This window comes from Bradyrhizobium sp. 187 (assembly GCF_023101005.1).
GTDB lineage: Bacteria > Pseudomonadota > Alphaproteobacteria > Rhizobiales > Xanthobacteraceae > Bradyrhizobium > Bradyrhizobium canariense_D.
Window position 1 is genome coordinate 2,130,632 of the sequence record NZ_CP064693.1, and the last position, 24,158, is coordinate 2,154,789.

The window sequence follows — 24,158 nt, forward strand, 5'->3', positions numbered from 1 at the left end:
GCAGAAGCTGAACCGGTAGATTTACCGTCTGTGTGGTTTCTTGCCGTCCACAGCTTTCCGCCGCGCGGCTAGCCGTGCTAATAAGTTCTGACTGATTAGTTTGGAGTTCGTCCCTGATTTAATTCACAGTTGGCATAATGGGAGCGGTTTTTCCGCCAGGTAACCGAGTGATTGTTCCGCGCAAAACCCCGGACGAACTCCGGCAGTTACTGCAAGCCTGCAAGGGCTATTTTGCGACAGCCGCTATGTTCAGCCTGGCCATTAACCTGCTGTATTTGGCCGGCCCGCTCTACATGATGCAAGTCTATGATCGGGTGATCTCGAGTGGCAGCGAGATCACACTGCTCATGCTCACCATCGCCCTGTTGCTGGGCTATGGGGCGCTTGCAGGTCTCGACGCGTTGCGCGCGCGGGTACTCACGCGCGCCAGTGTTCGCCTCGACCATCAAATGGCACCGCGCGTGATGACAGCGGTGATCGACCGCAATGCAAGGGGCGGCAGCACGCGCAGCCAGCTGCTGCGCGATTTCGACACCTTCCGCCAGTTCATCACCGGCGCAGGAGTTCACGCAGTCTTCGATCTGCCCTGGGCGCCGATCTACATCCTTGTGATTTTCGCGCTGCACCCGTTGCTGGGCGCCTTTGCACTCGCGTGTTGCGTCATTCTGATCCTGTTGGCCTTCCTTAATGAATTGGCAGTCAAGTCTCCGCTGTCGGAGGCCAACGAGGCGGCGAGCCGAAACTACATTTTTACCGAGATGAGCCTGCGCAACACCGAGGTGGTGCGCGCCATGGGCATGACGGTCGGACTGTTGCGACGCTGGAGTCGGGACCGCATCCGGATGATCGAGCGCCAGGTCACCGCCAGCGACCGTGCTTCCACCATGCAGAGCCTGATCCGTTTCTCGCGGCTTTCCATGCAATCGCTGATATTGGGAGTCGGCGCCTATCTTGTCATCGAGCGCCTCACCACCGCAGGCGCGATGTTTGCGGCCAGCATCCTGCTCGGCCGTGCGCTCCAGCCGATCGAGCAGATCGTCGGGTCTTGGCGCGGCCTTGTCGCGGCCCGCGGCGCCTTCCTGCGCCTGCGCGAGCTGTTGAGCGCCCATCCGCCGCGTGAAACCGGACTGACTCTGCCGCGCCCCGACGGCCAACTGTCGGTGGACGGCCTATCATTTGCAGCGCCGGGAACGTCAAAGGCCATTTTGCGCGGGGTCGCCTTTCGGATTGAACCGGGAGAAGTGCTTGGCATCATCGGTCCGTCCGGCGCTGGGAAATCGACGCTGGCGCGCCACCTCGTCGGAGTACAGACGCCTTCGGCAGGCGCGGCACGGCTGGATGGCGCCGATATTTCGACCTGGATCAGGTCTTCCTTGGGCCAGCACCTCGGCTATCTTCCGCAGGATGTCGAGCTCTTCGCCGACAGCATCGCCGCAAACATTTGCCGGTTCGACGACGGCGACGATAATGCGATTATTGCTGCGGCAAAGCTGGCCGGCGTGCATGAAATGATTGTGCGACTGCCGGAGGGCTACGATACCCAGGTCGGGGAGGGCGGTGCCATCCTCTCCGGCGGCTATCGCCAGCGGATTGGCCTCGCCCGGGCGGTGTATGGCAATCCGAGCCTTGTCGTGCTTGACGAGCCGAGTTCGAACCTCGATGCGGATGGCGACGCGGCGCTTGCCCATTGCGTCCTGCAGCTGAAGCAACGTGGAACGACCGTGGTCCTGATCTCGCACCGGCCTGCCACCATTGGCGTTTGCGACAAGATCCTGGTGCTGCGTGAGGGTGTCGCCGAGATGTTCGGCCCGCGGAACGAGATTTTGTCGCGCTTGACGCGACCGGTGCCGGTCCCGTCCGTTCAGGCAGCGGCGAGTTAGGATGCATCGCATGGCCCTGTTGGATGCCGCAAACCGCCCTAGGACCCCGATGTGGGCTGCAACCGGCCAACACAGCGGCCCAAATGACTCGATACGACGGATTGCTCTGGTGGGATGGCTGATCATCGCCATCTTTTTCGGCGGTTTCGGCACCTGGGCCCTGACGGCACCACTCAACGGAGCCGTGGTTGCAAATGCTATCATCAAGGTCGACGGCAACCGCAAGAGCGTCCAACACCTCGATGGCGGGATTGTCAGGGAATTGCATGTCCGGGAAGGGGAGCGGGTGCTGACAGGCGATCTCCTGATCGTTCTGGACGATACGCAGGTCCGTGCCGAGTATGAGGTGCTCACACAACAATATGCCGTGCTTCGTGCGACGGAAGTACGGCTCCTGACGGAGCTCGATCATGGATCCGAGCTGACCATGCCGGCCGATTTGAGGGCGCGCTCTGATGACCGCTACTTTAAGAGCGTTTGGACCGGTCAGCTTAATCAGTTCGACAGTCGGCGAGCATCGCTTGACGGGCAACGAAGCGTCATTCGCGAGAAGATCAACCAGCTTGGCTCGCAGATTGTGGGCGCGGAGGCGCAGGTCAAGGCCTTCACCGATCAGATCAACTCGGTCCGCAACGAGGCAAAGGATCTTGCGCCGTTGGTCGAACGGGGCCTGATTGCGCGTCCGCGAATTCTCCAGCTGGAGCGGACGGCGTACGGTTTGGAAGGCCAGATCGCCGATACAAAAGCCGGTATCGCGAAGGCCCGACAGGCCATCGCCGAGCAGGAGCAGCAGATCGCCCAACTCGACAATGATCGGATGACAGATGTCACCAAGGACTTGCGTGACACGCAGGCCAGATTGCTTGAGGTCATTCCGAAGGCGTTGAGTGCAAAGTCGGTCCTGGGTCGCATGGAAATTCGGGCGCCCTATACCGGCCGGGTCGTGGGATTGACCGTGTTCGCCGTCGGCAGCGTCATCCAGCGCGGCGACAAGATCCTCGACATCGTACCGGCCGAGGACGCACTCACCATCGAAGCCCAGGTTGCGGTGGAGGACATCAGCGACGTACATCCCAATATGCGCGCCGAAGTCCATCTCACCGCCTACAAGCAGCGCATCGTCCCGATCATTCACGGCGACGTCATTCAGGTTTCGGCTGACCGCCTCACTGATCCCAAGACAAATGCGCCGTACTACACGGCCTTTGTCCGGATTGATCAGAGTGAATTGGCGGACATGCCGAACATTCGCCTGTACCCTGGCATGCCGGCGACCGTTATGATCCCGACCGTCCAGCGAACCGCGTTTGATTACATCGTCGGGCCGCTTGCAATGTCATTCAATCAGTCGTTCCGGCAGAAGTAACCGGTCAAGCAACCGATGGAAGAGGCAATCCAGTAGCGACGCCGAGCCGGACGACAAGGGATCAAATGGCCTCATCCCGGAGGCCAAGTTCGCTTGACGACGCAAATCGCTGCAAAAGCCAGAGGTCGAGGAGGTGCGGTGTGAGAGGCACGAGGCCATCAAGGCATCCATAGCGCTTACCGCACGGGCGATATCAACAGCTTACAGACGGCGCGCATCGGCTTTGCATTAATATCGAATTTCCGAATAATCAAATTATACCGCTGATCGCCCGTAATAATCCGGTGATTCTTTAATGACTCTCAGCCGGCGCTCTGCCCAGGATTCCGATTGTTGGCCGGCTATCGTCTTTGTATTACGACGTTTTATCGATTTTTGGATTGTCACGACGGCTCGTTTTGCGGCGGTTAATTCAAAAGACATTATATATTAAATGTTGACGCTAATAAACATTTAATAGATAGTTTATCGCTGGCGGCCGGACATAAATCCGCAGCCGCTGGAAGTTGCCGAGGTGTCCGCAAATTCATCTTGAAAGAAGGGATTCTTCCAATGTTGCAATATTACATCGAGACCAAGGAAGTCTTGAAGCGTCTGCGAACGGACCAGGATGGCGTGGTGTCATTCGAGTACATCATCGTCGCGGTTTGTATCGTTGGCGCAGTGGGTGCTGTGTTCGGTGGTGGAGCTGGTGGGCAGATCGGGGCGGCGTTAACGACCGGGATCACCGCAATCACCACCGCCTTCACCACCGCGATCGCTGGTTGATACGGCCATTTTGGCGCCAGAGGGGGGCAATCCAAGCTGCTGCCCCCCTCCCGCTGGAGTGCTCCAGCTAATTTGCCTTCCACTTTTTGAAACGTGCATTTCATGAGTTGGATTGCTCCCACAGTCTCGATCCTGGAAATCCTGTTGTTGCTCCATGTCGCAACGATAGACGTCGCGACGCGTTCGATCCCAAACGAAATTTGTCTCGCGCTGGCGCTCCTTGGGATCGCCGGTCAATTGCCCAGCTCGATACACGTCGCTGTGTCGCTGATCGCAGCCGCGATCCTCTTCCTGCTCCTTTTTGTCCTATACGCGCGCGGAGGAATTGGTGGCGGCGATGTCAAGCTGTTGGTTGCCCTGGCGGTTGGTCTCCCCCCGAGCGGCGTGATGCAGTTGCTAACGGTCACCGTGCTGGCCGGCGGCGTTCTTGCCTTGGGGCATCTGATGATGCGCCACCTGCCATATCCCAGGTTGGCACCCGCCGGATCGTCGCTCGTACGGCGGATCTACGCGATCGAGCGTTGGCGCCATTTGCGACACGCCCCGCTGCCTTACGGAGTTGCTATCGCATGTGGCGGTATCTGGACCATTCTGAGCAAAGGATCGTGAAATGTCATCCGCGCTGCGTCTGTCGATCATCGTGGTGCTTTTGCTTGCAACCACAGCGTTCGGACTGATTGCCTATAGCATGAACCTGCCGAAGGCCACGCCTCCGGTCCCAGTACAGGTGACAGCGACGACCCTCGCGCCGGCGGCGCCGGCGACGGCCGGATACTTTATCGCGGTACGGCCGTTGCCGAGGGGGACGTTGGCCCGCGAAGAGGATTTCGCCGTGCGCGCGGTGCTGCCGGAGCGCGTTCCCCAGGGAGCTATCCTTGAAACCCCCGAGTCCAAGTCCGGACTTCCGGGTTCACTCATCCGCAACTTCGTCGAAGCGGGCAGTCTCATTACATTGCAGGATATCCTGCGTCCGCGGGACCGCGGTTTCCTCGCCAGTATCCTGGCGCCAGACAGCCGTGCCATCAGCATCAAGGTTGACGAGGAGGCCGGTGTCTCGGGCCTCATCAGGCCGGGCGATCACGTGGACGTCGTGTTGACCCAGGTTTTCGAGAAAGTCGATACCGCGCGTCGCGCCCTGAGCGAAACCGTTCTGCGCAATGTTCGAGTCATCGCGATTGATCAGGAGATCGTGCAGGGCGCGCGACCCATTAGCGGGATGGCAGGTAAGCAAACGCAGACTGTTTCACTGGAGCTTACGCAGGTCCAGGTCAAGAAAGTCACCGTCGCAAAGCAGCTCGGGACGCTCTCCTTGGCCGTACGCGCAGCAGTCGATCAGTGGGACAAGGCAGACACCGGCGCGATGTCGAGCTGTGATGTGTCGCCTGAACTTGCCCGCCAGTATGCAATTTCTGCACAGAGAACGGCAGTAGTCGTTCATTCAGGCGGTGAGGTCAAGCAATACACGGTCAGAAAGCAAGTGGAAGACGCTCTCGTCAGCTGCGACGGTGCATCGGATGCCGTAGGCCCGACTGCAACGGCGGTGGGTTACGATAACAGGTTGTCGGAGAAACGCTGATGAACATTGCCATAGCCACTCCGCCTGAAGAATCGACCTCAATCGTCACGCGTAACCGCATCGTCGGTTTCGTAAATGATGAGCTCAGCGCTGCGGCGTTGCGCAAGGGGCTCGAAGGCGCCAATCTCTCGATCAGGCGCGGCACGATCCGCAATGCCATACGGATGCTTGAAACCGATACGGATCTGTTCGCGCTGGTGGTAGACATCAGTGGCGTCGATGATCCCTTTACCGAGCTGGAAAGGCTGGCCGGCGTCTGTCCACCCGATGTCCGCGTAGCCGTGATCGGCGACAACAGGGAGATCACCTTCTACCGTGAGCTCCTGGAGCTCGGCTTGACGGAGTATCTGCCGCGGCCGCTCACGCGCGATATGGTGCTGGACAAGCTGCGTCCCAAGCTGCTCGGCGACGTGGCAGCCAACCAGATCGATCGTGGCGGGCACGTGGTCTCGATTTGCGGGGCGCAGGGCGGCGCCGGCGCCACGAGTATCGCGATCAATCTGGCGCTGCAACTTGCCGAGACAACCAAGGCCAAGGTGGCGCTGCTTGATCTTCATTTGCAGGGCGGCGAGGCCGCCGTGATGTTGGGTGTTCGTCCCGGGCCGGGGCTGCGTATCGCTCTGGAAAATCCGATGCGGGCGGACACACTCTTCCTCGAGCGCGCGGCGATCGAAGTCAACGAAAGGGTTTGCTTGGTCTCGGCCGACGAAGACCTCGATGCGCAGCTCGAAATTACGGAAGCTGGCATACGACACGTGCTGGGTCTGCTGCGTCAACGGTTCAACTACATCGTCGTCGATGTACCCGTTCCGTTTCCGCCGTCGATCTATCCCGTGATTAAACTTTCCCGTCATGTGATGGTGCTGCTCGAATCCGAGGTGACCGGACTTCGCAATGCCCATGCGCTACGCGCCGCCGTGATCAACATCGCGGGCAAGGACCGGGTCTTTACCTTGCTCAACCGAGCCGGTCGTCCCGGGGGCCTGCCGAGGGCGGCGGTCGTCAAGGCGTTGGGTGCAGAGCCCGACATCGTCATTCCCGATCTCGGCAAGGGCATGACCGAGGCGCTCAATCTGGGAATTCCAGCTCTGAAGCACGTCAGAAAATTGCGGCGCCACCTGGCACCCATCGTACGGGAGATCAGCGGTGTCGCTGCCGAGCGGAGTGGCTGGTGGAGGAGGGTGCTCACAGCACATCTGCGATGAAAATGTTTGGTAGGCGTGAAGACGACGCACCAGCTCACGTATCTTCATTGGCGACAAGCCGCCCTGCATCGGCGATGGGCTTGCCTTTGCCGCCGCTCAGCACGGCTGCATCCGCACCGAGCGTGCCGTCGCCTGCGCCAAGGCGCGACGAACCGCCGATCGACCAACCCATTATTTCGCCTTCGCTGCGTGAACGGGTGATTGAGCAGATCGAGCCATCGGTGGCCGCAACCGTCTCGCGGGAAGTTCTCCGGCGGCAGATTGAGGAGATCATCCATCAAATTGCCAACCAGGAACGGCTCGAGCTGTCGGGCCGTGAGCAGCTGCAGCTGGCGGACGAAATTGCCGACGACATGACGGGCTACGGGCCGCTCCGTCCGCTACTGCTGGACCAATCGATCAACGATATCATGGTGAACGGTCCGAGTAATGTCTACGTGGAGCGAAACGGCAAGCTGGAACGAGTTGCAGTGCGATTCCGGGACAATGGTCACATCGCTTCCGTCGCTCAGAAGATTGCCGCGCAGGTTGGTCGGCGCGTCGACGAGTCCAGTCCGATGGTCGATTGTCGCCTGCTCGATGGCAGCCGGGTCAACATCATCCTCCCGCCGCTGGCGATCCATAGTCCGTGCATTTCCATCCGAAAATTTCCAAGCCGCCGTTTGGACATAGCCGGATTGATTGAAAACGGCTCAATGACCGCGGCCATCGGACGTTTGCTGGAGATCGCCGCCCGCTCGCGGCTCAATGTTCTGGTCTCCGGCGGTACCGGATCCGGCAAGACGACGCTCCTGAACGCTATGAGCCAGTTCATCGATCACACCGAACGCATTGTCACGATCGAGGACGCGGCGGAGTTGCAGCTTCAGCAGCCGCACGTGATCAGCCTGGAGACCCGGCCCCCCAGCCTCGAGGGCACAGGGCAGGTGACACAGCGCGATCTGCTGGTGAATGCCCTGCGCATGCGTCCCGACCGGATCGTCGTTGGCGAGGTGCGCAGTGCCGAAGCATTCGACATGCTGCAGGCGATGAACACCGGCCATGATGGTTCGATCTCCACGGTACACGCGAACAGTACCCGGGATGCCCTGACCCGCATCGAAAACATGGTGCAGATGGGACAGGTCAATCTGCCGTCGCGCGCCATTCGAAGTCAGATCGTCGCTGCGTTGGATCTCATTGTGCAGGTCGAACGCATGCGGGACGGACAGCGCCGCATCATTCAGATCAGCGAGGTGATCGGCCTTGAAGGGGAGGTGATCACCACCAATGACATCGCAGCCTTCGAGTATCAAGAGGAGGATGTGAACGGGCGGATATCGGGCAGCTATAAGTCCAACCTTGCAACTCCGAAGTTCAAAAGCCGTCTTGTCTATTTCGGGCTAGATGGTGCTTGGGCCGAGGCCATGAGGCAAGTATGATGCTGGAGTCCGTGATCGTCACTGTTCTGGCCCTCGCGATGTGTGCAGCAGCCATCTCGTTGTGGCTCGACGCTCGGGAAAGACGCATCAATCGCCAGTTGGCGATTGCTCTGCCAACGTCGCATCCGGCTAACCTACCATCCATTCGCCGCTTGGAGACCGGGTCCCAGGCTCAGTTTCTCAATCGGCTGTCCAATTACAATCCCGATATACCCTACGTGTTGCATCCGGCCTATGTGCTGCTCGCCGGTGCATTCGGAGCAGCAGCGATCCTTTATGCGAACAGCCAGCTGGGATATTCCCTGGTCTACGTGTCCATCGTCGCCGCAATCACGGCCATTATTGTGATACGAGGCCTGTTCGGATGGCAGAAACGTCGCTTCGCTCTTCAGCTTTTTCGACAGCTGCCTGACGCGATCCAGCTGGTGACAAGTACCGTGCGATCAGGTCTGCCTGTGCACGAGGCATTTCGTGCCCTCGCGCGCGATATGCCGCAGCCAACGGCTGGGCAGTTTGCCATCGTATGCAGCGAAGTGAATCTGGGTAGACCTCCAGAGGAAGCTGTCCAGGCTGTCTATCGGCGAACCCAGGTGGCGGAGTATGCGATCTTTGCGGTGACACTTGCCGTTCAGATGAAGTCTGGTGGCAGCCTGGCCGAGACCTTGCAGAACCTGGGAGACACTGTCAGGCAACGTGTTGCGCTGGCTGCTCGCGCCAAGGCACTGGCGGGAGAGGTGATCTTTTCCTCACGAGCGCTGACGGTCTCGCCCTTGATTGCAGGTGGGGTCCTATACGCAGCCAATCCGCAAACCGTCGATCTGTTGTTCACCGATCCGGTCGGAAACAAGCTGCTGGTCTACGCAGTCGTTTCGGTGCTTGTTGGAGCCCTGGTGATAAGTTGGATGGTCAGAAGGGAAACAGCACTATGACCTCTGGTCTCAGTCTGGTGGCCCTCGCAGTCGTGGCTGGGACTGCGTCCTGCATGTTGATTATCCGCGAAATACACGTTCGTACATTGGACGCCCGGGTGTCGAACGCCGTGATGGGCGTTGCTGGCCAGTCTGCCCCCTTCCAGGATGTGACCGGTTGGTTTTCGTCACTCGGCATGCGGTATCGTCGCTTCTATGCTGAGGAAAATCTGGATCAGCTACGAACCATCCTTCAATCATCAGGTTTTAATCATCATCGAGCCTTGCCGACCTGGATCGGTGTCAAAGCCGTCAGCATGGCCCTCTGCCCGATCATCGCCGGGTGTGTCGCTCAGCTTTTCGGGAAGGCACTGCTGGATGTGCTGGTCTTCACACTTATTGGCGTGGCGATCGGGATTCTAGCGCCGCGATTGATTCTGGCGGTGCTGAAGCGGCGGTTTGATGCCGCCATTCGACTGGGCACGCCGGATATGATCGATTTGCTGGTTGTGTGCAGCGAATCGGGAATGGGCCTGGAAAGCGGGCTGGCACGCGTAGCGCAAGAAATGCATGAGACCAATCCCGCTATAGCCCGGGTCATGAGCGGCCTTCTTGATGATCTCCGAATCCTGCCAAGGCGCAGCGACGCATTCGATAAACTGGGATCTACGTCGGATGGGCTCCGCCGGTTCGGACTCATGGTCGCCCAAAGCCTGCAATACGGAACGCCGGTCGGCCAGGCTCTGCGGAGTGTCGCTGTCGACCTCCGGCGCGAACGTATTACCAAGCTTGAGGAAAGAGCACACAAGTTGGGCGCCAAGCTGACCATTCCGATGGTGTTGTTCCTGCTGCCAGCCATGTTCGTCATTTTGGGAGGAAGTCCCATTCTGCACCTCGTGCGTTCGTTCGCCAGCTTCGGTAAGTAGCCATGAGCACGATTGCCCTGTCGAAAACGTCCTCTTACGATCGGACAATGCAACTGTTCGGCGGCATGTGGTTCATGTTGCTGGCGCTTGGCGTCGCCATCAAGATCGGATCATCGGCTCATGATCCCTGGCCGTCGCTCCTGTCGAGTGTTTGCCTCGCTGTCTTCTACGTGCTCCTGGCGCTGTTGATCATCACGCGGCCTCCGGCGAAGGCGCAAGCGAACGGCCGTCTGCCAAGGATCGCGGCGTTCGTCGGCACCTATATGCCGTGGACGATCGCCTTCTTCGGCGAAACCGACAAGGTGTTGCCAAACCTGGCGTCCACCGCGTGCGTGTTGATCGGCATGATCATGATGCTGGTCACCATCCGACATCTTGGCAGGTCGTTCAGTCTGGTGCCACAGGCGCGCAACGTGGTGCAAACGGGCCCGTATCGATGGATCAAGCACCCGCTCTACCTTGCGGAAGAAATCGCCGTGTTAGGCGTGGTGCTGAGAAGCCCGACGCCGCTGACAGCGGCCTTGCTCGTCTTGCATATCGGCGTTCAGGTTTGCCGCATTTATTACGAAGAGGACCTGCTTCGTCGCAACTGCCCGGAATATTCCGATTACGAAGCATCGCGCTGGAGAGTGGTCCCTTACGTTTGGTGAGTGCTGTTCCAGTCGACGACCGGATGGGTGAGTATCGGTGGAGGTCAACTCATGAGCCACAAGAAGTCTTTGATCGTGGATCAACGCGGCGCCGTCGGGCTTGAGGCCATGATCGTCTACATTTTCTTGGCGTCGTTCCTGCTTGTGCCGCTCGCCGACCTGGCTGCTGCGGGCTTCCAGTTTATCTCCGCATGGAGCGCATTGCGCTCCTTCGGGCAGTATGTGCAATACGCTAATCCGCTCGCCCCTGACGGCACGGTGAGCTGGAAGACTGGGCTACAGACGACAGTCGCTGGTCATGCGATCAGCAACCTTCAGGTTTTGTGCGGAGACGCAGGGGCCACCTGTTCGCCAAGCAATTTAGCTTCTCCAAAGTACATTACATTTTCGACAACCATCACTTTGGCCCCGCTTGGGGCACGCCCGCCTTTTGTGGCTTCGCTGCTGTGTCCGACCACCTGCACGTACACGCTGCGTCACTCAGAACGCTTCCAGTAGGGTGTTTCCATGCGTGATCTGCTCCGTTCCCAACGAGGTTCCGCCGCATTAGCAACAGTCATCGCTCTCGTGCCGCTGATCGGAGTGGTCGCACTCGGGGCCGAGGCCGGATCGTGGTACGTCACCCGCCAACACGCGCAGAACGCCGCCGACTCGGCGGCCTATTCGGGCGCATTGCGGCTTTCATGTACGATGGCGGGCGCGGCCTGCGAAACCCAGACAGTGGATTATCGCGGCAAGGAATTCGCGGCACAGAACGGGTTTTGCAACTACAGTCCCAACGACGCTACCGGCTATCCGGGGAGAAACTGTCCGACGAGCCTACCGACCAGAACCTCGCGGGCCGTGCAGATCGATATCGGCGATTACAATGCGGGCGCGTTCACAACGCCACCTGCAGGCACCGGCAATGCCGTTCGCGCCAGGGTCAGCCAGCAACAACCGGCGTACTTGGCGGCAGTGCTGGGTTTGACCACCGTCACCATCCCCGCCCAAGCGATTGCCATGGTTCAGCAGCCGACAAAGGCCTGCGTCCTGGCGCTTGGACCTGACTCAGGCGCGCTCAAGCTTGCTGGTAACCTCAGCAACAACGGAACCGGCTGCGCGCTGATGTCGGATAGCAGTGTTAAACTCGCCAGCACTCCAACGTTCACCGGCTCGGGATGGGCAGTTTATGGTGTAAGTGGCTGCACCCCCACGGGCAGCTGCAGCAATGTCAGCGTGCCGCACAACTATTTTATGACGTACGCTAGCAATCCGCTCAACAAACTGGACACCGCATCGTTTAACAGCAGGACGGGCAATACAAATATCCCATGCACCCTTCAGGCGGATGGGTGGAAGCATTGCGCGCCCAATAGCGCCGGGACTGGAGCTTACGGCAATTTCACGGTGCAGAACGGCGACAAGTACGTTTTGGATCCGGGAACATATTTCTTCTACAAAGCAAATATAAAGATGACCGGCGGACAGCTGAAAGGCGCAGGCGTAACCCTCGTCTTGCTCGGAGACTCGCAGCTCACCATCAACGGGGGGGCGGCTGATCTCTCCGCACCTGCCACTAACACCTTCTCCTCTGATCTAAATGGCGTCCTGATTGATGATCAGGCCCCGAGCAAGACCAGCAACAAGGTCACCATAAACGGTGGCGGCCAGGTTAGCCTGGGCGGGGCTATCTACTTTCCCAAGGTTGACGTTAGCTGGGCCGGTACGACTTCAAGTGCGAATACGACCTGTTCGCAAGTGATCGCCAAAACGATCGACATGAGCGGTGGCGGCTACCTCAGCACGCAAGGCTGTGCGCCGGCCACCATCATTTACACCCAAGTTGTCGCTTTGGTGCAATGATGAGAAAGCTCGACAATCGCGGTATGGCGCCGTTTGAATTCATCGTGGTGTTCGTGGCGCTTTTCACATTGATGTTCGTCATCTTCGATCTTGGGCGCTATGCCATCACGATGCAATCCTTGCGGACGCTTGCGAGTGCTGGCGCCCGTGCGGTCATGATCAGCTGCTATACGCCTGCCTTGCTTCAAAGCCCGCCGCAGTCGCCGGCCGGCTGCACCGGGGATCCCCTGTCCACCGCCGCCAAGAAGAACGCGGCTCCCTTCCTGTTTTTCGGAGGTCTGACGCCAACGCTGACCGTGGGGGCCAACAGCAACCGCTTGAGTGTTACAGCTTCCCAAGCAAAGTTTACGATGCTGATGCCCATATGGGGAACCGCGCTCAATGCGCCGAGCGCCTCCAACGAGATTCCCTTCTAGCGCAAATATGGCAGCAAGCCTGACATGTTTCGCTCGACAGTGCCTCGTGGCCGCGGCGTGCGGGCGAAATGCGCAAGTGCGGAATTACTCCGCCAAGCGAATCGCCAAGCGTGCAACGACCGGAGCGCGCGCCAGCAAGAGGTTGTGCGGCGGGACAGTTCCTGGCAACCAGTGCGAATGATGCGCGCTGGCAACATTGAAAGGTTTTCTTTCTGCTTGCGGCGGTGCGGTAAGTATCTCGTCTTGCAAGCTGCCTCCATGAGGGAGGATGATCTTGGAACACGAAGTAACGAATTGTAGTGGGACAGATTGTAAGCTCTGCGACGTGGTGCGCAGAGGGGAAATGTTGAGGACGTCGAGCACGTAGATTTGCGGGAATCTTCGTGGATCGCAGTGGGGGACTCGGATGAGTGGCGATGGCGTTTCGGGTAACAAGGTCGGGAGGCTTCTCGCCTTCGGCGTGATGGGTCTGGGCGCGGCGCTCGCCTCGTCTGGGTTCGCTGACCGCGCGGCGGCTGCAGACCGGCGGGGCTCATCCGGCGGCGTCATCGTCAGCGAGATGAACGACGTCCAGCGGGTCAAGCTCGTCCTCAACAAGTCACGTACCTTCAAGGTCGACACGGCCTTCGCGACGATCGTGGCGGGCTCGTCTGACATTGTCGACGTGAAGTCGCTGAGCGATCACCTCATCTACGTGCAGGGCAAGCAGACCGGCACTACCAACGTCATCCTGTTCGACAGCTCGATGAAGCAGATCGGGATCCTCGACGTCGAGGTCGTGATCGATACCGGCAATCTGCAGCAGAACATCCGGACCAGCACCGGCGGGCAAGGTATCCGCGTGTCGGCTTCCGAGGGCCAGGTGGTGCTCAGCGGGGTCGCGGCCGACGCAGTTACGGCCGAGCGGGCCATGGCGATCGCCACCAGCACGGTCGCGAAAGGGGGTGTCGTCGTCAACGCGATGAGCGTCGCGGCCCCGCAACAGGTGATGCTCGAGGTGCGCTTCCTCGAGGTCAACCGAGAAGCCGGCCGCAACCTCGGCGTCAATCTTTATGCGGCTAATGCCAACGGCACGAACGTTGGTAACACCGGGCTGGGCCGTGTGACCGCCGCCGGTCGATCACCGATTGGTGGGATCAATACCGCCAACGGTCCTCTCGGTGCCGGGGGAGGGGATGTCGGCGCTCCCCCGACGGGTAGCCTTCCGGTACTAGGAACTCTGGGAACGCTCGCCGGTACAGCGGGGGGCATCGCGCCGGCCCCGTTCGGAAGCTTGTTGACCAGCATTGTCAGAACCAGCAGCGGCGGCTCGGTGGACCTATTGATCTCGGCGCTGGAAACCAAGGGGTTGGCACGCCGGCTGGCGGAGCCAAATCTGACCACGCTGTCCGGCGATGCCGCGCGCTTTCTTGCCGGCGGTGAGTTTCCGGTACCGATACCGACCCAGACAACAAACGGCTTTCCCACCATCACGATCGACTACAAGAAGTTCGGTGTTGAGCTCGCCTTCGTCCCCACTGTGCTCTCGCGCGGTGTGATCAATCTTCGGGTCGAGCCGTCGGTCAGCGAACTTGATTTCGCCAACGCGGTGACGATCCAGGGGACGACCGTTCCTGCGCTGACCCGTCGCGACGCGCGAACCACGGTGGAGTTGCGCGATGGCCAGAGCTTTGCCATCGCCGGCCTGTTGCAGACCCGCAATCGCCAGGACGTTTCGCAGTTACCTTGGATCGGCTCGGTGCCGGTGATTGGAAGCCTGTTCAGCAGCAAATCTTATCAGCAGGAAGAAACCGATCTGGTGATCATCGTGACCCCGCGCCTGGTCGCGCCGGCGGCACCCGGTCAGCAACTGGCATCGCCACTCGACTCCCGCCTGCCGGCCAACGACGTCGATTTCTTCCTCAATGGTCAGATGGAAGTCCGCAAGCGGTACAATGACTACGTCAATTCCGGAGGCGAGGTGAAGGGACCGTATGGCCACATCATCGCGCCTGAAGTCCGGACCCCCGTCGTCGTCCCGGCCGCGAGTGCCGATCAGACGGTCGTCAAAACTCTAAACTAGAGGATGCGCGAGATGACGATCAGGTATCTGGTTCTGTTTGCGCCCCTCCTCCTCGGGGGATGTTACGGCGTCGCCGGTCATGACGAGGTGGACCGCTACTTTCAGCGTTCCGACAGCATCACGATGACCGCCGGCGATGCCAAGCAGGTCAACGCCGTCACCCATACAATCCATCCATGGCCGCGAAATGTGGGTGATCGCCGGATCGCGTACGACGCTCGACGTGTGGGCTCGGCCGTGACGCGCTACGGCAACCAGCAACAGCCGGTGGATCAGCTTCCCGATAACGGTGATCCGACGAAACTAATGGGCCAGCGCCCGCCCGTCACCCAGAATGTCAACGTAACTGGATTGGGAGCGGGAGCATCGTCGGGAATATCGGTGCCAGTCGGCGGGGCAGGGGGCAGGTAACGGCTTCTGGTAAATGAGTTGGGCGACGGGACATTTGAGTGCGGTGCAGTGAGTCCGCTGGGCCGGGCGGGGGACAAAAAATTATGCGACGTGCCATTCTACTGCTGACCTGTTGCTGGCTGGCGCCAGGCCTTGCGGCATGTGACCAGACCACGAGGGTGGCTGCCGTCGTGGCTCCCGTAGACCCACCGGGTGGGGACCCGGTGCAGGAGCCGACCGACGTCAAGTACTACCCGTCGGACGAGCCTGTGCGGCTGGGGCTGGAGCATTACAATCGCGGCAGTTACGGGCTCTCACAGCGCTATTTCAAGGACGCCGTCGAGAAATCACCCAAGGACGTCACCGCCTGGATTGGTCTCGCAGCGAGCTACGACAAGCTGCGTCGTTTCGATCTGGCCGATCAGGCCTATGCGCAAGCGATCCGGCTGGGAGGCGAAACCGTTCAGATTCTGAATGACCAGGGATATTCGTACATGCTGCGCGGCAATCTGAATGCAGCGCGACGGAAATTCGAGAAGGCCTATTCACTCGACCCAGGTAATCCGGTCATCGCCAACAACCTCGAGCTTCTCAATGGCAGCCGGCGGTTCATTGAAAGACCACCAAACAACCAGCCATAAGCAATCGACCGGATACTGCGATCACGGCCAGTTCTCGTCAATTTGGCCCAATCACAGCATCAGCGTGACGGCTGCCGCTGCGGACGATGACAACAACGCCATTGCGAACGGTAAATCGTGCGCCGAGCAGTTTCCGCACCTTCTCCGTGATCGGAGAGGGAAACGGAACGGTGTCTCCCACGACGGGTTCGCCGACCTTGATCGTCGCAGTCGCGGAGCCTGCAACTGGTGCAGGCTTGATATAGTCTCGGATAAGCTGAATCTCTTCACGTGATAGGATGAGCGGAGCCTGGTCAGGACGGGTCTCCGACGGCGGCTTGGATGTTTCACTGCTTGCTTTTTCACGTATCTCATTGGTGCTTGCGATCTGATCGAGCCTGGCTACGCGTAGCTTGAGCGCGATGATGTCACGTTGCAGTGCTGCGATCTCCAATTTGCGCGCGTTGGCCTGCATGAAGACAATGATCGCGCAAACGCAGCCCACGACAAAGCCGACGCTCAGCAATGCGATCAACCACCGCTCAAAGTTTCCCATCGACCGTCCGGCCGTCCGGGGGAGTTGTTCGCGCTGGAGATGGCTCCGCCAGATGCGGCGTGCTCGGTGCATCCAGTCGGTAGAGCCCGTTACGCTTGCCGCCGACCGGCCTGACCCAAAATGCGCGGGCGACGAGGCGGCTTCCTCTCGGGCCGGATCAACTAACGACGCCGTGTCGACTTGCTCAAGCTCTAGATCCTCGGGGACGCGATCCTCCGTAGTCAGATGAGCGGCAGGGTGGAAGGGATCCATCTGCTTATCGAGCCGGCCCATCTCCATTCTCCGTGGAGCCATCTATCAACTTCAGCAGTTCCGCCGACGCGGATAGAATAGGGTACCCGAAGATTGGATCAATCGGAACGAAAAAGGCGCCAGGCCGCGCCGTGAACCGTTCTGAGGATAGCTTCAGGAGATAGGGCACCAACAGATGCCAAGGTTCGCCCCGCGAATGCACGTTCCGACCACGCGGACCATAGACAGTGCAATGAGGCACCATGTCGTGCGACGAATGCCCAATTTCAGCTGGTTAAGCCCAGGGTGCGACCGGTACGTTATTGGTTGTTCTACCGCTGTGGCTGTCTCTCAATGAGCCGCTTTATCGGGTTCTTCAGACGCTTACGCCAAGGCGCTTGCATGCGTGATAGCGCGCGCCATGACTAAGCGAATCTGAAGGGCAGCTGCGTTGCTCGATCGATCGCTAGCTGCCCCCTTTTCATTTGGAAACACTAGCCAACCTACTGAAATTACTGGAGCGTGTTTCGACCATTTTTTCCAAATGCGCCTTGAAATCACTATATAATCGGGCAGGTTTTGATTCCGCCATTCGGAGGTTCGATCCCTCCCGCCCCAGCCAGCGCTTAGCTCTCGGCGCTTACTCGGTCGCTTCCATATGGTTTTGGTCCACGACCCGCAGCGTCCGTCGCACCATGCCCTCGACAATGACCGCCGATTCGCTTGGACGCAGATGGATCGCCGTGGACCTGAGCAGCCATGGCAACACCGCCTGCTCAAGCCGCTCCTCATAGGCGTGGCGCATCATGTCGAATGCCATCAGGCCTGGACCCGCCAGGATGACATGGTGCGGCCGCAGCACGGATATCGTTGCTGCGACCGCCTCGGCGAGCGCGCGACCCGCCTGCAGGAATAGGTGCTCGAGACGTGGATCGCCGCCCAGCGCGCGCTCGCGCAACAGGGCCATCTGTCCCTCCGATGGCTGCTGCGAGTCCGCCGGCGGCAGATCGAGAAAGGTGCGGGCGTCGCGGTAGAGCGCGTAATCGGCAAGATAAGCCTCGATACAGCCGCGCTGGCCGCAGCGGCATTGCGGCCCGTCCGGCGCCAGCTTGACATGGCCGATCTCGCTGCCGGCGCCCCAACGTGCTTCACCATCGGCAACGACGCCCATCCCGATGCCGTGACCGACCATGATCGTGGCCGAGAGGCCTTGCGCCAATGCCGGTTCGGCGGCCGTGAGGGCGAGCGCGACCGCGACAGCGTCGTTCGCCATGACGACATCGACGCCGAACGCCTGACGTATCGGCGTCGCCAGATCGACTTCGGTGATCGACAGCGCGGGACTCCACAGTGTCGTGCCGGTGTCGACGTTCACGATGCCTTGCAGCGCAATCCCGATTCCCAACAGCCGATGGCGCGGCGTCGCCGTCGCATCGAGCAGCGCATTGATCTGCGCAATCACGAGATCGCGCAGCGCGCCTGCATCGAGCGCGCGCGTCGACAGTGCAAGTCGCGACTGCGCGACGCCGGAGCCCCGGAAATCCGCGATCAGCGTCTCGATCAGGTTCATGCGCACGGAGACCGCGGCGATGCGCCCGAACTCCGGATTCAGGGTCAGCAGCACGGCCGGCCGGCCGCGGCGGCGGCCATTCAGCCCGTCCGCATCTTCTTCCTCGCCGTCCTCGGACCACGGCGTTGCCGCCGTCTCGCTCTCACAGAGCAACTCTTCTGCGATCAGCCGCGACGTCAGGCCGGAAACGGCCGGGAAGCTCAGCCCTGTACTCCGGGCGAGCGCCACGCGCGGCAGCGGCCCTTGGCGTCGCAAGACATCGACGAGACGGCCGCGGTTGGATTCACGGGCGGTGTTTGACACGCGTCTGGACGGCTCAATTTGGTCAACCATGCTGCCTCTTTAATTCATCAGGTAAATTTAATTGAGGGATGGGATGCGTGTGTGACCGGAAAAGCACAATCGGATTCGGTTTTCAGCAGCCATATTTACTATTATCGTACCGTCTGTACTATTTAGACTTGAAGAAGGGGCAAGTACATCCTGATCCGGCTGGTTTGCCCTGCGACATTTGTTCGCGACGTAAATAAAAGATAGCGCATAAGCGCTGTGAAACCCCTGAACGGGGTGACCCAAGGGAGGTGTACATGAACGAATCGCTGAAAAAACTAATGGTGTCGCTGTTTGCGACCGCAGCTGCGCTGGCCATCGCCACGGGGGCGGCGCAGGCCCAGCAGAAAAAGACCATCGCGCTGGTCACCAATGCCGCGGCCGATTTCTGGACGATCGCCGGCCGGGGGCTCGAAAAGGCTCAGAAGGAGCACCCGGAATACGACATCCAGTTGATCGTCACGAACGAAGCGACGGCGGCGGGCCAGCGGCGCGAGCTGGATGACCTGCTGGTGCGCGGCGTCGCCGGCATCTCCATCTCGGTCGACGATGCGCCGCACGCAACCGAAGAGCTCAACAAGGTTGCGGCCAAGACCGTGTTGATCACGACGGATAGCGACGCGCCGCAGAGCAAGCGTCTCGCCTATATCGGCACCGACAACGTCGCGGCCGGGCGCCAGGCAGGCGAGGAGATCAAGAAGGCGTTGCCGAACGGCGGCAAGATCGCGCTGTTCGTCGGCACGATGGACGCGGACAACGCCCGCGAGCGGGTGCAGGGTATCAAGGACGCGATCGCCGGCACCAAGGTCGAGCTGGTCGACGTGTTCACCGACCAGGTGGACTTCGCCAAGGCCAAGGCGAACATGGAGAACGTGCTGGTCAAATATCCCGACATCGCGCTTTTGTCCGGCCTCTGGAGCTACGAGACTCCGCTGATCTATGACGCAGTCAAGGCGGCTGGCAAGGCCGGCAAGGTGAAAATAGTCGGCTTCGACGAAGATCAGCGCACGCTGCGGGGAATATCCGACGGGACGATCGAGTCCACTGTCGTGCAGCAGCCGTACGAGTTCGGGTATCTCTCCGCCATCAACATCATCAAGACGCTGAACGGCGACAAGTCCTGGATTCCGGCCGACAGCAAGCTGATCGTGCCGACCCAGGTGGTCAGCAAGTCCAACGTTGCGGAGTTTACCGCTCATCTGAAGGAGCTGCTGAAGAAGTGACTTCAGCGTGCTTCACGGCCCGGCCGCCGCGGTGGCCGGGCTTTGGGCGGGAGGAAAGCGGAGACATGGCAGAGACACTGCTGGAGCTCAGCGGGATCAGCAAGACCTATCCCGGGGTCAGGGCGCTCGACGACGTCAATCTGCGCGTCTATCGCGGCGAAGTGTTGGGTTTGATCGGCGAGAACGGCGCCGGCAAATCGACGCTGATGCGCGTGCTGGGTGGCGTGATCGCGCCGAGCGAAGGCGTGATCCGCATCGGCACCAGCGAGTATGCCCGAACCACGGTGACCGAGGCGACGCGGGCCGGCATCGCCTTCGTGCACCAGGAGCTGAACTTGTTCGAGAATCTCGACGTCGCAGCCAACGTGTTCATCGGGCGCGAGAAGCTGATGGGCGGGCCGCTGAAGCTGGTGGACAATGCCGAGATGCGTGCTCGGGTGACCCCGCTGCTGGAGCGGCTGGGTGCCGATTTTGCGCCGGATACGCTGGTCGAAGACCTCTCCATCGCCGAGCGGCAAATGGTGGAGATCGCCAAGGCGCTCTCGATCGACGCCCGCGTGATCATCATGGACGAGCCGACCTCCAGCCTGACGATCTCGGAGACCGAACGGCTGCTGGAGGTGATTGCCGATCTGAAGGCGCACGGCATTTCGGTGATCTATATCTCTCACCGGCTCGGAGAGATCATGACCTGCGCTGACCGCGTCGTGGTGCTGCGTGACGGTCGCACCGTGGGAGAGCTGGCGCGGAACGAGCTAAGCCATGCCGCGCTGATCCGGTTGATGATCGGTCGCGACCTCAAAGCGCTGCATACCCCGCCGAAACAGGCGCCGCGGCCGGGCGGCTGCGATATCGTCGGCGCCGTGACATCGGCCTTTCCCGACCGGCAGGTTGATCTTTCCGTGCGGCATGGCGAGATCCTGGGACTGGCGGGGCTCGTGGGCGCTGGCCGCACTTCTCTTGCCCGCGCCGCCTTCGGCATTGACCCGCTGCTGGGCGGCGAGATCAGGATCGACAACGCACCGGTCGCTGTCGCATCGCCGCGCGACGCGATCAGCCAAGGCATCTATCTGGTGCCGGAGGACCGCAAGAAATCCGGGCTCGTGCTGGAGCTGCCGATCCGCGAGAACATGACGCTGGCGAGCCTATTGGATCACGCGCGGATGTGGCTGGTCAGCGGCGCGGCCGAGCGCAAGGTCGCTAAAGAGCAGGTCAGGCGCCTCTCCATCAAGGCGCCAAGCATCGATATGGAGGCCGTGACGCTCTCCGGCGGCAACCAGCAGAAGGTCGTGCTCGGCAAATGGCTGTCCATGCAGCCGCGCGTGATGTTCTTCGACGAGCCGACCCGCGGCATCGACGTCGGCGCCAAGGGCGAGATCTACGCGTTGATGCGCGAGCTTGCCGACCAGGGCGTCGCGATCGTGATGATCTCCTCGGACATGGAGGAGGTCATCGGCGTCTCCGACCGCGTGGCGGTCATGCATGAAGGCGGCGTCAGCGGCGTGCTCGAGCGGGAGCAGTTCAGCGAATACAACGTGTTGCGGCTAGCCATGGGCCAGGCGCTGGAAACCGCGGAAGCGGCCGCGCCATGATCAGGAAAGAGCTCGGTCTGGCATTGCTGCTGGTGGTGATCGCCGCCATCACCGGCGCGATCAATCCCGCCTTCCTGTCGCTGGTGAACCTCTTGAACATGGCCAATCTGATCGGCCTCTTCGGTGTGTTCGCGCTCGGCGAGGGACTCGTGATCATCACCGGCGGCATCGACCTGTCGCTCGGCTCGATGTTTGCGCTGCTCGGCGTCGTGTTCGTGGATCTTCTGACGACCTACCAGGTGCCGTGGCCCCTGGCACTGCTGGCCGTGCTGCTGGGCGGGCTGGTGCTCGGCGGCATCCAGGGGTTCCTGATCACCCGCCTGAAGATGCAGCCCTTCATCGTGACGCTGTGTGGGTTGCTGATCTATCGCGGCGCCGCCCGCTATTACACGAGCGATTCGACCCGCGGCTTCGGTTACGGCGACGAGGCGGCGACACTGAGCAACATCGCCTCGGGCCATTTGGCGGGAATCCCGAACACCTTCATCCTCCTGATCATCCTTGCGCTGATCCTTGGCGTGCTGCTGCACCGCTCGGTCTACGGGCGCTGGCTTTATGCCGTCGGCAAGAACGAGGAGGCGGCACGCTTCTCGGGCATCAACACCAATATCGTGATCGCAACCGCCTATATCATCAGCGGCGGACTCGCCGGAGTTTCGACGGTCTTGTTCGTGTTCTACACGAACTCGGTGTCGCCGAGCTCCTTCGGAAATTTCTACGAGCTCTACGCGATTGCTGCCGCCGTGCTGGGCGGGTGCAGCCTGCGCGGCGGCGAGGGGTCCATTCTCGGTATCGTGCTGGGCACGGCGCTGCTGCAGGTGCTGCAGAACCTGGTGAATATCCTGGGCATCCCGAATTCGCTGAACTTCGCGGTGATGGGGACGGTCATTCTGATCGGCGTGTTGGCGGATCAGCAATTGCAGGCGCGACGGCGGCGCAAGCTGGCACTGGCCGGCGTCGCCCGCACTGCGCCGAAATCGACATTGGCGGAGCAAGTCCAGGGCACGTCACCGCGCGCCGCGGATGCATTGCCGGCGAGAACGGTTGATCGGGCATGACAGATCCACGCTCCAGTTGACACAAGGCTGCCTGGTCGGCGGCCGCTGGGGGAGGGAGCGCGTTCCAGGCTCGAGGGCTTTGGGCAGGGGCGTGAGGCGAAACAAGTAAAGCCTGAGACGGCGGGAGGACGAGTAAAATGTTGCGCAGGTTTATGAACACCGCAGGGGTGTGCGGTGTGGGGATTGCTTTCTCATCGCTGTTTTGCGGTGGAGTGTATGCGGCCGACTTTTCGACGAAAGCTGCGCCTGTTCCTTATGCGGCTGACGATTTCTGGACGAGACCGTATCTGTTCGGCGATCTCGGCAGGACCAGGCTGAAGGAGCAGGGCATCGATGTCGGCCTGACGCTCGGTAACGAATCGGTCGGCAATGTCTCCGGCGGAAGCAGGAATACCGCGGCCAACGCCGGCCAGTTGTGGTTCGGCGCGAAGCTGGACATGGGAAAACTCGCCGGCATTCCCGGCGGCACCGTCGGTCTCACGCTGGTCGACCGCTTCGGCAAGAATCTGAATACCGAAGCGGACATTCCCGCCCTGCAGCTGACCAACGAAGTGTTCGGCCGCGGCAATATTCTGCGCCTGACGCAGCTCTATTACTCGCAGAAGCTTTTCGATGACAGCCTTGAACTCAAGGGCGGCCGTCTTCCGGTCGGCTCCGACTTCTTCTTCGGCCTGTGCGAGTTCATCAACCTGACCTTCTGCGGCGGTCAGCCCGGCAACATCCAGGGCGGCTACATCTACAATTGGCCGGTGAGCCAGTGGGCCGGTGTCGTCCACTACAAGATCGCGCCGGAATTCACGGTGTCGGTCGGTGTCTACGATGCCAATCCGGGTTACCTGACGACGTCAGACCCGGGCGTCTACTTCTTGCCCGGCATTCCCGCCTCGAACCCCGCCAGTGGCGTGATGGTGCCGGTGGAGTTGGTCTGGACGCCGAAGGGCCCCTTGACCGGGACCTGGAGACTCGGCGGCTGGTACGACAGCGCCTCGTCCATTGATGGCGGCCTTCCGGGTGTTATCGGCACCATCCCGGGCGTCGGTGGTGTGCCCGATCAAAATATCAGCGATCAACGCGGCCGCTACGGTGTCTACGAATCGATCCTGCAACGATTGACCGTTGACGGTCCCGGTGCGGTAGGTTGGTACACCTTCCTCAATACGACCGTTGCCGATCACCGGACCTCGTACCAGGATTACCAGATCGCCCTGGGCTTCAGGCATACCGGAACGTTCTCCTGGCGTCCCCAGGACGAAGTCGGCTTCGCGGTCGGCACGACGCACGTGAACACGGCTGCCCTCAGTCCGAACGCCGGCGGCAACGAAGTGCCGCTTGAAGTCTGGTACGGATGGCAGGCGACCGGCTGGCTGAACCTCAAGTTCGACGCTCAGTATGTCATCAATCCCGGTGGGCGCGGCTATAACGCGGCGGGCGTGAAGACCGACAACGCCGTGGTTCTTGGCATGCGCACCGAGGTCCACTTCTGACGGGACGCTCACCCGTCTGATGCGAAAGGTGGGGCATGCCCGTCCCACCGGAGCGCACGCAACGTGTGGCGGCTCCACTCA

At 60.7% G+C, this 24,158-nt stretch carries 22 protein-coding genes; 20 read left to right on the forward strand and 2 right to left on the reverse strand.

Going from position 1 to position 24,158, the window contains the following annotated elements:
• Window positions 1–167: 167 nt before the first annotated feature.
• From IVB19_RS10135 to IVB19_RS10210, 16 genes are all read left to right on the forward strand, one after another.
• Window positions 168–1,880 (forward strand): type I secretion system permease/ATPase, encoded by a 1,713-nt coding sequence (locus IVB19_RS10135; RefSeq protein ID WP_256474602.1) that lies wholly within the window; start codon window positions 168–170, stop codon window positions 1,878–1,880.
• Window positions 1,881–1,989: 109 nt separating this feature from the next.
• Window positions 1,990–3,246, forward strand: a complete 1,257-nt coding sequence (locus IVB19_RS10140) for an HlyD family type I secretion periplasmic adaptor subunit (RefSeq protein WP_247821363.1) — start codon at window positions 1,990–1,992, stop codon at window positions 3,244–3,246.
• 552 nt (window positions 3,247–3,798) lie between these two features.
• Window positions 3,799–4,014, forward strand: coding sequence for a hypothetical protein (locus tag IVB19_RS10145; RefSeq protein WP_247821364.1), 216 nt, complete (start codon window positions 3,799–3,801; stop codon window positions 4,012–4,014).
• 102 nt (window positions 4,015–4,116) lie between these two features.
• Window positions 4,117–4,623: an A24 family peptidase gene (locus IVB19_RS10150; protein WP_247363528.1), complete on the forward strand. Its 507-nt coding sequence runs from the start codon at window positions 4,117–4,119 to the stop codon at window positions 4,621–4,623.
• A gap of 1 nt (window position 4,624) precedes the next feature.
• Complete coding sequence (cpaB, locus tag IVB19_RS10155) at window positions 4,625–5,590, forward strand: Flp pilus assembly protein CpaB (protein WP_247821365.1); 966 nt, start codon at window positions 4,625–4,627, stop codon at window positions 5,588–5,590.
• Window positions 5,590–6,795, forward strand: coding sequence for a CpaE/TadZ family protein (locus IVB19_RS10160; RefSeq protein ID WP_247821366.1), 1,206 nt, complete (start codon window positions 5,590–5,592; stop codon window positions 6,793–6,795). The genes cpaB and IVB19_RS10160 overlap by 1 nt, the downstream gene beginning before the upstream one ends.
• Window positions 6,792–8,216, forward strand: a complete 1,425-nt coding sequence (locus IVB19_RS10165; protein ID WP_247821367.1) for a TadA family conjugal transfer-associated ATPase — start codon at window positions 6,792–6,794, stop codon at window positions 8,214–8,216. The genes IVB19_RS10160 and IVB19_RS10165 overlap by 4 nt, the downstream gene beginning before the upstream one ends.
• Window positions 8,213–9,145, forward strand: coding sequence for a type II secretion system F family protein (locus tag IVB19_RS10170; RefSeq protein WP_018458246.1), 933 nt, complete (start codon window positions 8,213–8,215; stop codon window positions 9,143–9,145). The genes IVB19_RS10165 and IVB19_RS10170 overlap by 4 nt, the downstream gene beginning before the upstream one ends.
• Window positions 9,142–10,050, forward strand: coding sequence for a type II secretion system F family protein (locus IVB19_RS10175; protein ID WP_018458247.1), 909 nt, complete (start codon window positions 9,142–9,144; stop codon window positions 10,048–10,050). Before IVB19_RS10170 ends, IVB19_RS10175 begins: the two co-directional genes overlap by 4 nt.
• A gap of 2 nt (window positions 10,051–10,052) precedes the next feature.
• Entirely contained in the window at window positions 10,053–10,700 is a 648-nt protein-coding gene (locus IVB19_RS10180) for a methyltransferase family protein (protein ID WP_247441157.1), read from the forward strand.
• A gap of 51 nt (window positions 10,701–10,751) precedes the next feature.
• Entirely contained in the window at window positions 10,752–11,198 is a 447-nt protein-coding gene (locus IVB19_RS10185; RefSeq protein ID WP_247821369.1) for a hypothetical protein, read from the forward strand.
• A gap of 9 nt (window positions 11,199–11,207) precedes the next feature.
• Window positions 11,208–12,545, forward strand: coding sequence for a TadG family pilus assembly protein (locus IVB19_RS10190; RefSeq protein ID WP_247821371.1), 1,338 nt, complete (start codon window positions 11,208–11,210; stop codon window positions 12,543–12,545).
• Window positions 12,542–12,961 carry a TadE family protein gene (locus tag IVB19_RS10195; RefSeq protein WP_346283653.1) on the forward strand — a complete coding sequence of 140 codons (420 nt, stop codon included), beginning with the start codon at window positions 12,542–12,544 and terminating at the stop codon, window positions 12,959–12,961. Before IVB19_RS10190 ends, IVB19_RS10195 begins: the two co-directional genes overlap by 4 nt.
• Before the next feature lie 406 nt (window positions 12,962–13,367).
• Window positions 13,368–15,023, forward strand: a complete 1,656-nt coding sequence (locus tag IVB19_RS10200; RefSeq protein ID WP_247821374.1) for a type II and III secretion system protein family protein — start codon at window positions 13,368–13,370, stop codon at window positions 15,021–15,023.
• Window positions 15,024–15,035: 12 nt separating this feature from the next.
• Window positions 15,036–15,434 carry a hypothetical protein gene (locus IVB19_RS10205; RefSeq protein ID WP_247821375.1) on the forward strand — a complete coding sequence of 133 codons (399 nt, stop codon included), beginning with the start codon at window positions 15,036–15,038 and terminating at the stop codon, window positions 15,432–15,434.
• 203 nt (window positions 15,435–15,637) lie between these two features.
• A complete protein-coding gene (locus tag IVB19_RS10210; RefSeq protein ID WP_018458254.1) occupies window positions 15,638–16,054 on the forward strand; it encodes a tetratricopeptide repeat protein in 417 nt (138 codons plus the stop codon).
• 37 nt (window positions 16,055–16,091) lie between these two features.
• Here the strand turns inward: IVB19_RS10210 and IVB19_RS10215 are convergent, their stop codons facing one another.
• Together IVB19_RS10215 and IVB19_RS10220 are read right to left on the reverse strand one after the other, a co-directional pair.
• Window positions 16,092–16,862, reverse strand: coding sequence for a hypothetical protein (locus tag IVB19_RS10215; RefSeq protein ID WP_026233543.1), 771 nt, complete (start codon window positions 16,860–16,862; stop codon window positions 16,092–16,094).
• A gap of 598 nt (window positions 16,863–17,460) precedes the next feature.
• Complete coding sequence (locus tag IVB19_RS10220) at window positions 17,461–18,723, reverse strand: ROK family protein (protein WP_026233544.1); 1,263 nt, start codon at window positions 18,721–18,723, stop codon at window positions 17,461–17,463.
• 254 nt (window positions 18,724–18,977) lie between these two features.
• Between IVB19_RS10220 and IVB19_RS10225 the strand changes: the two genes are divergently transcribed.
• The 4 genes from IVB19_RS10225 to IVB19_RS10240 all read left to right on the forward strand — a co-directional run bounded on the left by IVB19_RS10225 (window position 18,978) and on the right by IVB19_RS10240 (window position 24,077).
• Entirely contained in the window at window positions 18,978–19,943 is a 966-nt protein-coding gene (locus tag IVB19_RS10225) for a sugar-binding protein (RefSeq protein ID WP_085352214.1), read from the forward strand.
• 65 nt (window positions 19,944–20,008) lie between these two features.
• Window positions 20,009–21,535, forward strand: a complete 1,527-nt coding sequence (locus IVB19_RS10230; protein ID WP_085352050.1) for a sugar ABC transporter ATP-binding protein — start codon at window positions 20,009–20,011, stop codon at window positions 21,533–21,535.
• Window positions 21,532–22,593 (forward strand): ABC transporter permease, encoded by a 1,062-nt coding sequence (locus IVB19_RS10235; RefSeq protein WP_018458260.1) that lies wholly within the window; start codon window positions 21,532–21,534, stop codon window positions 22,591–22,593. Before IVB19_RS10230 ends, IVB19_RS10235 begins: the two co-directional genes overlap by 4 nt.
• 137 nt (window positions 22,594–22,730) lie before the next feature.
• Window positions 22,731–24,077 carry a carbohydrate porin gene (locus IVB19_RS10240; protein WP_026233545.1) on the forward strand — a complete coding sequence of 449 codons (1,347 nt, stop codon included), beginning with the start codon at window positions 22,731–22,733 and terminating at the stop codon, window positions 24,075–24,077.
• Window positions 24,078–24,158: the final 81 nt, after the last annotated feature.